Raw genomic sequence first — 14242 nt, forward strand, 5'->3', positions numbered from 1 at the left:
CGTTATTGGATGGAAAACGACTCTGGGCAGAAAAGAATTTAACCCAGATTTAACCTGACAGACACCTGTATAAATAACCGGTAGTTGTCAGATCTAATCTGGACTAATACACCTTATCCAGAATTCAGGTTAGTACTAAGTGGTTGGGATGCATTCATTACATTCTCCCATTTCATTTTCAAAGGTGATCGTTTAGGTGATTACCAAAATCGAAAACAAGGTCAATGCGACGGAAGCAACGCTGCGGATACAATCGTCGAAACTTTCTCAAGCAGCGCATCAACCTCCACCAATATGCGCTCATCATTCAGCCGATTGAGAAACTCTACTTTACCCTTAGAAAAATCACGGCCTATAACGATCCGCAAAGGCAAACCGAGGATATCCGAATCTTTCAGCAGCTCTCCAGCCGAGCCTTTGCGGTCATCAACCAGTACTTCTACGCCTTTTTCGGCGAGTGACGCCGCAAGTTTCAATGCCTCAGGCTGCAACGCGGCTTTCAGCGCGACCAAATGAACATGGAACGGCGCAACTTGCAATGGCCAAATCAGCCCCGTTTGCGGATCGCTGTTCTGATCGACCAATGCGGCGATGACCCGCGTAGTGCCAATGCCATAGCACCCCATCTGGAAAGGACGGAAAGTCTGCGTGCTGTCATTGACGCCGGCGTTAAGCGCCCTGGAGTACTTGTCGCCCAGTTTGAAAATATGTCCGATTTCAACGCCGCGGCACTGTTTAAGCGGGATGCCGTCCGGCCCCAGTTCTCCCACTTTCGCCTCGCGAATATCAATGTACTCGGGTAAAGGAAAATCTCGGCCCGGCTTAACTGACAGCGCGAATTTGTTTGGCTCACCGGCTCCGGTCAGTAACGACGTCAGCCCCTCAAGACTTTTATCGGCCACCATTTTCAGATCCGCGACAGCGCCGAATGGTCCAAGAAAAGCAGGTTTAGCCGCAATGAGGCTATTGATTTCAGCATCGTCGACCAGCCCCGCATCCAGACCGCCAAACGCGTTCGCTAGTTTGACAAGATTCACATCGCCATCCCCTCGCATCAATACGGCGACGCGCTCTTTGCTGCCCGCATGGTGAATGTCATACAACGCCGTTTTCATCGTCGATGACGGAGAAAATCCATACTCCGCCGAGACTGCTTCCAGCGTGCGATGATTCGCTTCAACAATGCGTTTTTCCGCCTCAGGCACTCGGATCGGTTCAGCCGGCAGGGAGGCTGCCTTTTCCAAATTGGCCGCATAGGTATCATTGAACAGCAGCGTATCTTCGCCGGCTTCGCTGATCGACATGAACTCTTCCGAACTGGCCCCGCCTATCGCGCCGCTGTCCGCCTGAACGGTAATGTAATTGAGGCCTAACCGCTCAAAAATAGCCTGGTACGCTTGACGCATCTTCTGATAAGAAACGTCCAACCCCGCTTCGTCGATGTCGAAACTATAGGCATCCATCATGATGAATTCACGGGTTCGCAGCAGGCCGGAGCGCGGACGCAGTTCATCGCGAAACTTCATATTTTGCTGGAACAAAATAAGCGGCAGCTGCGCTGAAGACACGATCATTTTCTTCGCCACGTCGCATACCGCTTCCTCCGCCGTAGGCGATAAACCGAACTCCCTTTCTTTGCGATCGGTCAGTTGGAACATCAATTTTTCGTGGCGATACACGTCCCAACGGCCCGACTGCTTCCAAAGCTCGGCGTTTTGAAGAATTGGCAGCCGGACCTGGCTGCCCCCTTCCTTGGTGATCTCTTCGGCAATCAGCGTGGAAACTTTTTGCTCGACGCGATACATCAGGGGAGAAAAGTAAAAAATACCTGCCGCATGCTGGAAAAGATAACCGCCTCGAAGCAACCAAGCGTGAGAAATTGAATCGACACCGGCAGGCATCTCTCGCGCCACACGGATCCCCATTTGCGACGCCAAAAGCACAGAGGTCATGTTTTCTCCTTTACTCAATTAATATATATATTTCAAGCTAGCATATTACTCGTCAGCAAGCCACCTGTACCGCTCCAGCATGGCCTGCAGCCAGGCTGACGAATACAGGCTCTTTCGTCCCCAAAGATTGAGAGAAAGGCTACCGTCGTCGCGCTCAAAGACGATCAGCTCAAGATGACGCATTAATATTTCCTCTTTGCTCACGAAAGGAATCAAGTCTGAATTTTCCGTGTCGTCTTCCGGCTCACCTATTTCATATTCAATACCTTTCCACTTCGACGGCTTTTTAAAGTTCTGGTAGAGGAAATAGGACGTAAACGCGTTATTAAGACCTCGCTGAGTGAAGGGGTCAACATGTTCCACCAGTTCGGTAATCGGAAAACGCATCCCCGCCTGTACCATGAATGTCGCCTCGCGCGCCGCCGTTAAAGCGCTGGAAAACGGACATACCTCTGTGCGGGTGGTCTTCGGCACCAAAGGCGGGCGGCCCAGACAGACGCTGATATTGGATAGGGAAGCCTTACAACACGCTATTGCCTACGCCGAATGCGAGCAGGCGGGTCGCAGCGGCAAACTGATTGATAAACCGACGGTTATTCAGGCCATAGATCGTTACCGGTATATTGTCAGAAGGGCAGGTCTGAGCGGCAAGAAAGCCCCACACAGTATGCGCTATCATTTTGCTCAGCAATCTGGTGAACATTACAAAGCGCAGGGTTTCAGCGAGCAGGAAGCACAGGCACTGGTGTCGATGGATTTAGGGCATGGCGATGAGCGAGGACGATATATCAGGCAGGTGTATTACCGGAATATTGAGGGTGAATAAGCTGTATTGGATCATACACGGTCTGCTGCTTTGGTCATTGGAATACAGGGTGGGATCTCCCCTTGAAATTGATTGCCTTTTAATCAAAAAAGACACTTCTACGTAAAAAGATTGCTTTTTATACAAAGTGGAATCCCGCCCTGCATTGGAATACGAGCAAACCAACCTTGACACTTAGCCGATTATTCACATGTTAGCCCTAACCCGTTTCTGCCTCATGGTGAGTTTTAAACACTGTTACATTTGGTTGGAGACCCAAGTGGCATCTAAAAAATAGACCGTGTTGATCCAAAATTGGCGTCTTGCGATAAGTCGTTTTATGATTGAATTTGGTGACCGCTTGGACTGCCACGATCTAATCGTAAGTAGCGATTACAAAAAATAATAAACAAGGTATTTATTTTATTAAGAAAAAAATCCTTCAGAGTATGGAAATAAATTATAATCTTTTCTATTAAAATTAATTGATATATATCAATATAACGTTTTTTAAAGTGCGGATGACCGTATTTTCTATGTTTGACAGCTTAAACAGTATGTTGGTTATCTAATCCACCCTTGCCACTTGATTTTCATTCGAGTATGAAAGCCAATAATAAGCTCTATTATCAGGCATTTCTTCCTTTTTAATAAAAACGTCTGCATTATCTTTTGATATGACGTAATGCTTAATATATTTTTTCCCCTTTTTTCTAACATCAAAATTTAATGCTAATGTTTTTTCGGAGTCAGAAATATAAATATAATGCTCAAGATGAACAATTCTGTTGTCTTTAACAAAGATGATTTTTGAAAATATATCCAAATCCACGTCAATTTTTAAGTTGATAAAACTTTCAACAGCTTTACGCTCAAATCCATTGTCTATTATATACATGTAATCCCACTTAAACGGTGTGATGTTTTTCATATTGACAATACATTCATCATTAACATGGCAATATTTATCAGTATAATCAAATATACCTTCAGCTATATTAATCTCCCTGCAACTGGATAAATAAAATACAGAGAAAAAAATAATAAACAAAGTAACTAATTGACTTTTTCGCCCTAGCAAATAATTGTCTGGGTTAAAAACTATCATCATCGCCTCTCTCTACGTTGCCCATTCATATAAAAAAGTCGGCTTTTTGTCGGCGGGAGTACCGCGCTTAATGGCATATCCATGACAACCGAAAAAGCCGAGCTTAAATTTACATTATTTTTAAGTCGTTATCATTGATAATCGACAAAGGGTTCTTTTCGCTTCCCGGCCGCTAACTGTTCGGGTGAAAAACCTTCATTATCACCTCTATCAAATTGACTCTTCATATAAGAAAACTGTTCATCTGAAATTTTCTCTTTCACCACTGAAAATCCAGAGGCATTTTCTTTGGCAACATAGAGACCTTCTTTATGAAAGTGGTTTAATACTGCTTTAGCCTGCTCTTTCATTGACGTATTGGCGTTTGCCATGCCAATTTGGCGGCCTGTTCGGTTATTCAGCATATCAATCGTTTCATCAGCATCTGCGGACGTTTGGAAATGGCGAACACTCAAATCTAACGTGTCATATCGTTCATGTGCATCAGCCTCACGAGAGGCTATTTCCTTACCGTATTTAGCGGTAATTGCAGATTGCCATAGTGTATGTCGAAAGGCATTAACCTGACTACCCTCCCTGCGATCATTGTCCTGGAGTATTCCGTGAGGGTTTGTCTCACGCGATCCCTGCGTTGAAAAACGCAGTGCGCTAGTTGTAATATTCGTACTGCCTTGAGAAATCCCCCCTATATTGAAGACCTTGTCTAGGTTACTAACGCCAAACATGTATTGTTGTATGTCTCGCTGCAAATTAGTTTTCTTTCCCGAGAAGAAATCATATTGGTTTTTAACAATATCTTTATGGTCGCTATCGCTATATTCACTTTTAAGAAAATCTGTAGTTAACTTACCAATATGTTTTACATATGTACTCATTTGACCAGATTTATCGAACTCTTTGACAAGTTCATCTAGTACGAAAATATTTTTTAATGTTGGAGCCATATTGTTATATAATTCTTTAATAGCTGAATTAAAATCCCTTTTACCCCATTGGGAACTCCTTCCAGTACCTTCCACACTACCCATATGGTGGTAAAAGTTATCATATTTTGATTTCCTGGATTCATTTCCATAAGCAAATATTTGTAATGTAGTTTGAGCATTAGATGATAAGCTCTTAAATGAACCTATTCTATTATCTAGTAAAAATCTATCTTCAAAAAGCCCTTTTAGATTATCCATGGTTGAATAAAACCGCTTACCTTCAAGCATAGATAAATGGCTCATCACAACAGGCGCTGTAGAGTTAAACATATTTTTGATACTTAATAATGGTCGAGTCAAAAACAGACTACTTTTCGCTATCGCGAGAGCCTCACCACCCGGCCTATTACGATATTTGTCCAATAGTCCTAATGCCTTCTTTATTTCACGTTCTATAAAAGGACACTGTTTTCTTGAACAAACTGGACATATTCCTTCCTTTCCATTATCTCCCCAACGCTTAGTTATATCATGAACGCTCATTCCTCCATCTGGTGCGTAAAGGGCACCATCCGTTAGAGTGTAAATCGACTTCGCATATCCACCATACCCAATACCAGGAAAAATGTTAGGAGTAGATGGCATAAAACTAGATTTCAATCTGTTTAAAACGTCTCTCCCGCTGATTGTCGCCGGGATAATTTTAAGAATTCTCTTTCCATCCGCAGTATATGGAATACCATTTTCATAGTATGCAATTAAATTATATGACATATCTATATCCTTAACTTATTTATTTTCAAGATAAAATTAATCCCTTGATTGAAAGGGCAAGAAAAATTTATATCAACTCTAATTTTAAAATCAATAAATACAAATTATAAAAGTAAGTATGAGATTATTTTTTGATAAATTTATTTTTAATTTTAAAGTAGAATTATTTATTATATAAAACCCAATAAAATAGCGAGCAAATATTGCAAGATTATGAATTTAAGCATTCAATTCTTCTAATGCTTACTCTAATCGCATATTAAGAGAGTAAAGATCACCAACATTGCCAAGATTATGTGGATTATTAATAGGTAGTAATGGAAAATCTGGTGGAGTCCAATGGTTATTGGGAATTTTAATATTTGGGAAATAAATTTCTGTATAATGAGTAAGACTCCATCCATCTAGATCAGTGCTTGTTGTCCATCTATTACCGAGATCAACCACACTGCCTGGAGAAAATGTCATTCCATTAAGAATGGAACCAGAATTAATACTAAACATAAAACCTCTTTTATAAGTTTTAAAATTTATTAATTTTAAAATACATTTTATCAAAAATAAGATCATAAATTAATCTCATTCATCACTTATAATATTAGACTTTTATTTTTTAAATTTTAACTTATGCGCGGTGTAAGGTTGGTGTTACAAATCCAATAAGTCATCAAGAAAAATTAATTTCAAATTGGTCGCCATAACCCGCCACCAGTGGGATTTTGCCTGTCTCCAGACGATTTCAATCAAATTCAACTCTGGACTGTAGGCGTAATACCGCTCGCTTAAGTACGAGCGGGTCTGTTCATAATACGGGCAAAATGTTGGCATAGAGAGGTAAGTAGTTATGGATGGGTATTTTTACATCCTATCTGTACACCCCGGTATCGAAGATATTGATAAAGAGTAACTTTGCTGATCCCCAAATTTTCCGCTATTTCGTTTACGCTTAACTCGCCTTGTATATACAGATCCTCAGCTGCAATTGCTTTCTTTTTTGCCACTGCATTTAGCCCTTGTGGACGGCCACCCGAACGTCCCCGTGCTCTCGCTGAAGCCAAACCTGCCGGTGTTCGCTCAACAATCAGATCCCGTTCAAACTCAGCTAATGGGGCAAATAGATTAAATACCAGCCGACCTTGTGCATGGGTTGTGTTTACGGGATCTTGAAGACTTTTCAGATCAACGCCTTTTTCCATTAGCTGATTCACTAACCCAATCAGATGCCGAAGAGAACGACCTAGGTCATGCTCCCAATAATTAGATATTGTGATAAACTTCCCATTTTTTATTATTGGTGAGATATGGCTAAAGTTGATGTGGTTTGTCGTTACTGTCACAAAGCAGAGGATGTTAAAGGACATGGAAAAGGAAGTCGTGGTCATCCTCGTTATCACTGCTATGCCTACCGCAAAACCTTTCAGCTGAACTACACCTATCAAGCCTGTAGGCCCGGTATGAAAGAGCAGATTGTCGATATGGCGCTGAATAACGCTGGCGTTAGGGACATAGCTCGCGTCCTGAAAGTCGGTATTAACACGGTCATCCGCACTTTAAAATCTATGGTTCCCCTCCTTTTTGCAACACTCATTTTTGATGAATTTTGGCTTGCTTAAATCTATCCGGCGTCATGATAGGCCATAATGCCTGCGCCTCGATGAGTTTCGCACCTGATGGACCTGAAAAAACTCTCGGCTTCAAGAGCCATTTTTAATGCCAGGTTTCTCATCAGGCCGATAGGCCGTTCATGTCATCAATTATCAGTCTTCGCAAAACCAGTGAGGGTAACGTTTAAACCTGTTCACAGATGCCAGCTTTAGGTGTTAAATACCGTGTGTTGGGTTGTGATAGCCCAGGCTATCCGAGCCAATTTATTAGCTAACGCACAGGCCACAACATTGGAATGCTTTCGTTCAAGTTGCCCTCTAACCCAGTCAGCCAGTTTTCCTGAATAATGTTCCAAGTGTAGCATAAACGACCGGGCACAGAGCACCAACAATTGTCGCAGCATCTTGTTGCCCCGTTTACTGATACCCAATCAGATAAGGGGGAAGTTCATGTTCAGCCAGTACAGTGGCGAGACGTTTTATCACGGCAATCCCTTTGGGCATGCGGATACCAAACTCAAGCAGGAAGGCCTGCATCTGATTGGTCGTTTTAACTTTATCCCGGACCAGCGATTCCCGGACACGGTGCAGGGCCCGCATGGCTTGTTGGGCTTCTGTTCTGGGCTGAACAAACCGCATTGAGGGCCGTGAGGCGGCTTCACAGATGGCTTCAGCGTCAATAAAATCATTCTTGTTACTTTTGACGAAGGGACGGACAAATTGCGGAGAAATCAGCTTTGCCTCATGCCCCAAATCAGCGATCTGCCTTGCCATGAAATGTGCGCCAGCACAGGCTTCCATCACTACCGTTGCCGGAGAGCAGTCGGCTAAGAATTCCATCAATTTAGTTCGGGTGAATTTTTTACGTAGAAGGCCTTTTCCCGATTGATCTTGGCAATGAACATGGAAAGAATGCTTGCCCAGATCGATGCCAATAAGTGCGATGGTGTTCATGATGGAAGCCTCTTATCAAAGATAATCACCCTACTAATATACTGCCGTTAGAGTGAGGGGAACCATCTTGTATCTTGAAACCCGTATAGAATAAATAATTATGGGTTTGGCAAGGTTCATGTAGTCCGATGGATCCCTCCATTAAACTCGAGCCAAGACACGTAACCACGCTGCCGCTTGCGGAAAGTCACATCCAAATTATCTGCGAAATAGACGAGCAATGAGCATTTGTCGATAACAAAAAAATCAGCGCTGGTTCTGGTATGCTTAGAAATATGAAACAGATAGTGGAACATGTATTCGGTGATCGCAGCAGAAAAACGCTGGAAAAACTGTTAGCACTCCTGTCTCCTTTCGATATCCAGTTCTACTGTACAGATGATTATGCCGTTTACGATTGCCTTCCGGAGGAAAAGCACCTCAGAGGAAAGAAATTTACCCAACGTATCGAAAGGACTAACCTCACCTTGCGTATCCGCATCAAAAGGCTAAATCGAAAAACGATAGGTTATTCCAAATCAGAACAAATGCATGACAAAGTGATAGGAACGTTTATTGAGCGTGAATACTACTTTCTTTAGGCGATCTAACTATTGAGTTTATGACCTAAAATTGGAACGGGTAGATTGCAATCTCATCAATTCAAATAACGCCATAGCGCTTCTGACATTATTTTTTTGTCTCGGAAAATGAATTACGCATTGACCTTATGATTTCCGTTCATTAGCGTGGTCAGGCTTATCGATGATCCGGTCGCTTGTCAGGATCGCCTTCGGGCAGCGACACCCACACGCCCGTAGCCTGCAAGGGAGTACACACTGTGTGGTACATCTGCCCACCTTTGGAAGCAGATATCGTCTTTGTTGTTGATGATGAAGGTTATTTAATCCACTCTGGCATGACGCCAGCCACCCAACGGGGAATACGTTTCCCGTCGGGCAATGTGTTCTCCGTTGTTTTCAGGGAGTCCACAATGCAACAAAACGAAATCAGGACAACGGTGCATTCTGTACCGGTGTCTGAATTGTCCCCTTTTGAGGCAGTTTTTCCGCGAACCAATTCACTGGAATTGATATTGCTGGAGCACACGGTCATTAAAGCGGCGGTCGCGCTGTGTGTGGATTACCGGTGTGATACATGGCAGTGCCGGAAAGTGTCGGACAAAATTGCCTATGCCGTGCCGACACGCGCTGACACGTATGTGGTCAAAAACGAGACCACCGACTTTAACGGCGAGGTGTCAGCGGATACGTTCGGGCTGATGGTCACCCTGAGCGTACTGGGCTATCTGACGGCACTGATAAAGCAGGATGAAATCGCTGAACGGTTGTGTGATTTGCGGGAATACGCGCTGCAACATCCCCAGGCCCCGTGTATTCGGGAGGCTTTAGGTTTAGCGGGGTCATGACGATAATTTAATCCACCCTGGCATTACGCCAGCTACCCGGACGGGGAACATGCTTCCCGTCGGGCAGGGTGTTCTCCGTCTTTTTTATTTAAGGAGAACATGATGCAAAAAAGTGAACTTATCATGCTGGACAGTCCCGCGCTGTCTGCGGCATTTCCCGGCAAAAAACCGCTGGAGCGGTTGTTTTTGGGGTTTCTGATTGCCAATACCGCTGCGCATTTATGTGGTGAATACCGGTATGAATGCTGGGACAGGCGGGATGCCTCTGAACAGCTGACTTATCTGGTGCCAACATCCGCCGGCACGTATTCTGTTTGTTTGCCGGATAGTGCGTTAACCGTCACGCTGTCTGCTGATGCGTTCGGGCTGGCGGTGACGACAGCGGTGTTTGCCCGTATCGCGGTACTGGATGAACCCAATGAGGATGCCTGTCGGTTCCGCGAATTGCGGGAATATGCGCGGCAACACCCGGAAACCGAACTGATACGTGCAGTACTGGATTTAAGAATGCCAGATAAGGTGCTGAGTCCCTCATTAATCCGCAGTGTCAATAATAATCATAACTGACGTTATCAGCCCATGATGCTGTTAACCCTTTTCTTAAGCGCCTGACCAGGGAGCCGAAAACACCTTCCCGGTCTCGGGCGGGTGTTTTCTTTATTTGACCTCAAATCAAGGAAATACCGATGAACCCCATTTTTTTACCGGCACCGGATGACACCGGTCCGGCATTACGTGAAGACATTTTTACCGTACAGGTCACCGGCCTGATGCAGCACCCGCAAATGCCGCAGCTTCTGCGGGAAGATACCCTGACCGTGTGTGAAGCGGCCTCGGTCACAGAAGCCGTGCAGCGCCTGAAAGTTATCCATCTGCTGGGTGACTGGCCGGTGCCGGAAACGTTATCTCATCAAGCGAAGTGCATTTTTTTCCCGCTGACCGTCATGATTTATGACGCCCGGGATGAAAAAGTGCTCGGCGGCCGATGCTATGACGAGATTGTCTGGGCACAGCCGGTGACACTGGCCTCAGAACGCCTGTCACTGGAAAAGCAACAGCAGCAGTTGTGCCAGTCAGCCGTGTTTGAGCAGGGCTGGCAGAATACAGAGGCGGCCCGGGTATTGTGGCATAAGGCGCATTTGTTGGCGCTGCATGTGGTTTCATCCGGTTACCAACAGTGTCGTGAAGTGCAGGATATTCTCCGGCACGGCACGACAGTCAGTATTTAACCCGTGAGGGATGACGATGGCACCTTTACGTTTAACTGCCTGGCAGGTGATTGCCGGCTCGTTGCTGAAGCGGCATTTTGGCCTGAACCTGGCTGATACGGCACTGTGTGAAGCGGACACCGTGGCTGAACTGATGGCTCATGGCGTTCAGCCCTTTGAAGCTATCAACGAGTTAGTGGATAAATACGATTTAACCCGGCTGAGTGCGCAGGATATGAGCAGTACACCGTATCTGGGTATTCATGATGAGCTGAGGGTGCTTTTCGACTGCGGGATTACCGAGGCACTGCTCAGTCAGGACAACGAGTCACCGTCCGAATAACCCCTTTTTTTAATCACCCCTCGGGGGAATGGTGCCCTGATGGCGCGGTTCCTCCGGTTTATTCTTATTAATCCAATGAGGAACCTCACCATGGCAGAATGGGTTACCAATCAACTGGACATTACCGGCAAATCGGTGTGTATTGACGTGATGCAACAATGGGTCTGCGGTGAAGAAATTCCCCGTTACCGCCAGGCGGTGCTGCAAAGCCTGCGGCTGTTTCTGGCCGGCTGTGCGGGGATACTGAAACCCACTAAACCGCAAACCTATACACCGTATCCGGCGTTAGCCCGTGGTACAGCGGCACCGACGGCGCAGAATCTGGCTTTTGACCAGTGGCTGACATTGTTGCAGGATAATGTGCCGTTAAACAGCGATAACATTAAACGGACAGATAATCTGTACCGCCAGTCCAGTCTGAGCCTGGTGCGCTGGGAAAACATCCCGGCGCCGGCGCGTGACAGTATCGCCCGTCTCCTGACCCGCCAGTATACCGACTGGTTTGGGATGGTGAGCTGGTCTGAGACGCCCGATATCGGCGCGTGCTGGGATAAGCTGAACACTTACCCGGCGTCGGCGCAGCCCTGCGATATGCTGATGATAATGCCAACCCGGCTGGCGACTGAGATTAACGGTCACAGTGGCTTGCTGAAAGGGATTGCAACTGCGGCGCAGTTTTACGACGCGCAATACGGTATGGAATGGCCGTTGGGTCACCATGTCCGCTGGGAGCGTTGCCATGTCAGCTGCTTAACTGTGCGCTTTGATTCTCCCTGGGCTCCGCCTTCAGCCGAACTGATGGGGGAACTGTCACTGGTGTTTGACTGTGAAATTCGCCACGGGTACAGCGGATTGTCAGGCCAGCTCAAAGGCTACGATTGCTATGACCAGGGCGAGCATGTGGACAGTGGCAACGGGCAGTCAGGACGGGAGAGCCGGCCGGCGCTTTATCTGGTCAACGAGGAAAAGCGGGCGGTGAGCCTGCCCGTGCCGGCCATCGCCGTTGGGCAATAGCCATTCGTTTAATCCATCATTAATTTATTTTTTATCTTCACTTCAACCGAAAGGGAAAACATTTTCCCTTTTCGGGCGTGTTTTCCCTTTATTTTTTTGCAAGGAAAACACGTTATGGCATCTCGACCCGATCATCAGAAAGAGTTTATTTCTCTGTTTAACCAGACGGCGCGTTATCACCGTCGTTATCAGGTTTTTCAGGATTTTTGTAATTGTGCGATGGCCGCCATTCACAATAAATACTGTTACAGCGAGGCGCTGGAGCAGTATTACCTGAAAACCATCAAAAAGTAAGAAAAAGAAGATGTTAACCGGATTGTGCAGCTGTTTTCCTGTACCGTTCTTGGGTTGGCGCAGGCACCCTGTGATTTTCTGGGCAATGTGTTTATGCAGCTGGGATTGGGGGATAAAACCCTCGATCAGTTTTTTACGCCCTGGAGCGTGGCCAGAATGATGGCAGAGATGCAGTTACAGGATGTCTCTGCACGCTTGCAGGAGCAACCTTTTGTGACCCTGTACGAGCCGGCTTGTGGGGCGGGCTGTATGACACTGGCCGCCGCCGAAGTATTAAGAGAGCAGGGGCATGATCCGTTATGCAGCCTGTGGGTGTCAGCGATTGATATTGACCCGCTGGCCGCAGTGATGGCTTACATCCAGCTTTCCCTGGCCGGCATTCCGGCCGCCGTGACCATCAGGAATGCCCTGCATGATGGCGGCAGTAAACGGACACGTTATACGCCGGCGCATTATCTGGGCAACTGGGCGAGCCGTTTACGCGAGCATCAACAACCACAGGCAGCCTGAATTTTTTCAGTATCTATTCTATTGTTCTAATGCGCCTTTCGGGGCGCTTTTTATTTTTAAATCATATTAATGGATTGATTTATAGTGAAAATTAAACTGACTGAGTAAGCGAGTCAATGGATGGATCGTGTCAGTTTAATTTTCATTTCCGCAAAAAGAGTTTTTCCTTGTTTCAGACTGGGATTGACCGACACTGGGCCCAATTTGAACCGAAGGAGAAAAAACATGTTTCAGCGTTTTAAATCGCATTTTGCCCGCCAATCTGCCACACCACAAAAATCATCCGAACACCAACCGGAAGCCATTCGTGACAGCCGGTGCTATTTCCGGCCGCAATCGGCGGATGAATTGTTAGCCACCCCGCAGCGCCGTCAGTGCCTTCAGCAATTATGGCAAAACAGTGCGTTACCGGAAGGGCTGTATCAGCGTTTTTATCTCGCGCCGGTGAAGCAATTGTTGGGCAGTGTCCAACAGGTGCCCGCCACACCGGAAGGCGACTGGTCAGGAACCGGGGGATTTGCTGACCTGACACTGCAATTTACCACCTGCGCCGTGCGGCTGGCAAAAGGGCATTTGTTACCCCCAGGGGCCGCACCGGAAACGCAGGCCGCCCAGAGTGTCTTATGGCAGGCGGTGGTGTTCTGGGCAGCGTTGTTTTATCACCTGCCCCTGTTGCGGCAACTGGAAGGGGAGCTGGATGACGGGCATTTCTGGCAGCCGGGTGTCTGTATCCCCGGTAACCCTTTTCGTTTCCGTTTTCGCACCCTGGAAAATGCCCTGACGGTGCCACAGGAAGCCTTGCTGGCCGCCAGTTTGTTACCGGAAAAAGCCATTATGTGGCTGGTTACCGTACCGGAAGCCTGGCACTGCCTGATGTTGCACCTCAATGGTCGTCCCTCCTCCGTCCCCCTGATTGACGCGTTGCTTCAGGACGCGGCCGGGCAGGTTCATTCCCCGCTGGTGAAGCAGGGGGTTTTGCCAACGACAGTCGAAACGGCCCTGGCTTCCGAAGCTGGTACAATGCCGGAAACCCAATCAGCCGCTTCCGCAAATGAAATGAAAAGTTCCCCTCCATCGACGGCGGATGATACCCGGACGTTATTGTCATTATTTCAATCCAATGATGAAGTTTCATTGTCTATTACTGCAAATGAGAATGATAACGATTTGAAAATAAGCAAACGCACAGACAGGCCGTCAGAAAATGTTGCGCCTGCCGGGAATGAATCGTCATGATATTAACAATGAAACAATTTTAGTTTGTCATTAATTTTAACGGAATGATTAACGGCTTTCTATATTGAAAAGCCGCCGGGTTGGGTTGCTGATAACAGGAAAAAAA

General features: G+C 46.3%; 12 protein-coding genes and 5 pseudogenes. 10 read left to right on the forward strand and 7 right to left on the reverse strand.

The features are described from left to right. Window positions 1-221: 221 nt before the first annotated feature. Complete coding sequence (locus IQ209_RS17140; protein ID WP_193852411.1) at window positions 222-1952, reverse strand: proline--tRNA ligase; 1731 nt, start codon at window positions 1950-1952, stop codon at window positions 222-224. Between the two features lie 45 nt (window positions 1953-1997). After that, complete coding sequence (locus IQ209_RS17145; RefSeq protein ID WP_193852412.1) at window positions 1998-2354, reverse strand: hypothetical protein; 357 nt, start codon at window positions 2352-2354, stop codon at window positions 1998-2000. A 25-nt stretch (window positions 2355-2379) separates the two neighbouring features. Here IQ209_RS17145 and IQ209_RS17150 point away from each other — a divergent pair. Continuing rightward, window positions 2380-2778: pseudogene (locus tag IQ209_RS17150) on the forward strand (integrase domain-containing protein); the annotation flags it as partial. Window positions 2779-3325: 547 nt separating this feature from the next. Here the strand turns inward: IQ209_RS17150 and IQ209_RS17155 are convergent. From IQ209_RS17155 to IQ209_RS17170, 4 genes and pseudogenes are all read right to left on the reverse strand, one after another. Continuing rightward, a complete protein-coding gene (locus IQ209_RS17155) occupies window positions 3326-3868 on the reverse strand; it encodes a hypothetical protein (RefSeq protein ID WP_228005960.1) in 543 nt (180 codons plus the stop codon). Window positions 3869-3996: 128 nt separating this feature from the next. Further along, entirely contained in the window at window positions 3997-5565 is a 1569-nt protein-coding gene (locus IQ209_RS17160; protein ID WP_193852414.1) for a hypothetical protein, read from the reverse strand. 243 nt (window positions 5566-5808) lie between these two features. Further along, a complete protein-coding gene (locus IQ209_RS17165) occupies window positions 5809-6135 on the reverse strand; it encodes a hypothetical protein (RefSeq protein WP_193852415.1) in 327 nt (108 codons plus the stop codon). Window positions 6136-6428: 293 nt separating this feature from the next. After that, window positions 6429-6818 (reverse strand): annotated as a pseudogene (locus IQ209_RS17170) (recombinase family protein); the annotation flags it as partial. Between the two features lie 48 nt (window positions 6819-6866). Here IQ209_RS17170 and IQ209_RS18505 point away from each other — a divergent pair. Beyond that, the gene (locus IQ209_RS18505; RefSeq protein ID WP_370588431.1) at window positions 6867-7178 is read left to right on the forward strand and encodes an IS1-like element transposase; all 312 of its coding nucleotides are present in this window, start codon (window positions 6867-6869) and stop codon (window positions 7176-7178) included. 200 nt (window positions 7179-7378) lie between these two features. Here IQ209_RS18505 and IQ209_RS17180 read toward each other — a convergent pair. Continuing rightward, window positions 7379-8123, reverse strand: a pseudogene (locus tag IQ209_RS17180) (IS110 family transposase). Window positions 8124-8266: 143 nt separating this feature from the next. Here IQ209_RS17180 and IQ209_RS17185 point away from each other — a divergent pair. The 8 genes and pseudogenes from IQ209_RS17185 to IQ209_RS17220 all read left to right on the forward strand — a co-directional run. Continuing rightward, window positions 8267-8704: pseudogene (locus IQ209_RS17185) on the forward strand (IS1 family transposase); the annotation flags it as partial. Window positions 8705-8943: 239 nt separating this feature from the next. Beyond that, complete coding sequence (locus tag IQ209_RS17190) at window positions 8944-9531, forward strand: antirestriction protein (protein ID WP_339378908.1); 588 nt, start codon at window positions 8944-8946, stop codon at window positions 9529-9531. 99 nt (window positions 9532-9630) lie between these two features. Next, window positions 9631-10098 (forward strand): antirestriction protein, encoded by a 468-nt coding sequence (locus IQ209_RS17195; protein WP_228005962.1) that lies wholly within the window; start codon window positions 9631-9633, stop codon window positions 10096-10098. 119 nt (window positions 10099-10217) lie between these two features. Then, window positions 10218-10760, forward strand: coding sequence for a hypothetical protein (locus IQ209_RS17200; protein WP_193852420.1), 543 nt, complete (start codon window positions 10218-10220; stop codon window positions 10758-10760). Between the two features lie 16 nt (window positions 10761-10776). After that, complete coding sequence (locus IQ209_RS17205; RefSeq protein ID WP_193852421.1) at window positions 10777-11082, forward strand: TA system toxin CbtA family protein; 306 nt, start codon at window positions 10777-10779, stop codon at window positions 11080-11082. A 90-nt stretch (window positions 11083-11172) separates the two neighbouring features. Further along, window positions 11173-12096, forward strand: coding sequence for a DUF1281 domain-containing protein (locus IQ209_RS17210; RefSeq protein WP_193852422.1), 924 nt, complete (start codon window positions 11173-11175; stop codon window positions 12094-12096). A gap of 114 nt (window positions 12097-12210) precedes the next feature. Continuing rightward, a pseudogene (locus IQ209_RS17215) lies at window positions 12211-12900 on the forward strand (N-6 DNA methylase). Between the two features lie 225 nt (window positions 12901-13125). Further along, on the forward strand, window positions 13126-14136 hold the full coding sequence (locus IQ209_RS17220; RefSeq protein WP_193852423.1) for a TraI domain-containing protein: 1011 nt from the start codon (window positions 13126-13128) through the stop codon (window positions 14134-14136). The last annotated feature ends 106 nt before the right edge of the window (window positions 14137-14242 follow it).

This window comes from Xenorhabdus sp. BG5 (assembly GCF_015163665.1).
GTDB lineage: Bacteria > Pseudomonadota > Gammaproteobacteria > Enterobacterales > Enterobacteriaceae > Xenorhabdus.

Bases quoted from the DNA above. Each gene is read 5' to 3' on its own strand.
- IQ209_RS17195 (WP_228005962.1), top strand. From the start codon at position 9,631: ATGATGCAAAAAAGTGAACTTATCATGCTGGACAGTCCCGCGCTGTCT.
- IQ209_RS17200 (WP_193852420.1), top strand. From the start codon at position 10,218: ATGAACCCCATTTTTTTACCGGCACCGGATGACACCGGTCCGGCATTA.
- IQ209_RS17155 (WP_228005960.1), bottom strand. From the start codon at position 3,868: ATGATGATAGTTTTTAACCCAGACAATTATTTGCTAGGGCGAAAAAGT.
- IQ209_RS17165 (WP_193852415.1), bottom strand. From the start codon at position 6,135: ATGATCTTATTTTTGATAAAATGTATTTTAAAATTAATAAATTTTAAA.
- IQ209_RS17210 (WP_193852422.1), top strand. From the start codon at position 11,173: ATGGCAGAATGGGTTACCAATCAACTGGACATTACCGGCAAATCGGTG.
- IQ209_RS17145 (WP_193852412.1), bottom strand. From the start codon at position 2,354: ATGGTACAGGCGGGGATGCGTTTTCCGATTACCGAACTGGTGGAACAT.
- IQ209_RS17160 (WP_193852414.1), bottom strand. From the start codon at position 5,565: ATGTCATATAATTTAATTGCATACTATGAAAATGGTATTCCATATACT.
- IQ209_RS17220 (WP_193852423.1), top strand. From the start codon at position 13,126: ATGTTTCAGCGTTTTAAATCGCATTTTGCCCGCCAATCTGCCACACCA.
- IQ209_RS17140 (WP_193852411.1), bottom strand. From the start codon at position 1,952: ATGACCTCTGTGCTTTTGGCGTCGCAAATGGGGATCCGTGTGGCGCGA.
- IQ209_RS17205 (WP_193852421.1), top strand. From the start codon at position 10,777: ATGGCACCTTTACGTTTAACTGCCTGGCAGGTGATTGCCGGCTCGTTG.
- IQ209_RS18505 (WP_370588431.1), top strand. From the start codon at position 6,867: ATGGCTAAAGTTGATGTGGTTTGTCGTTACTGTCACAAAGCAGAGGAT.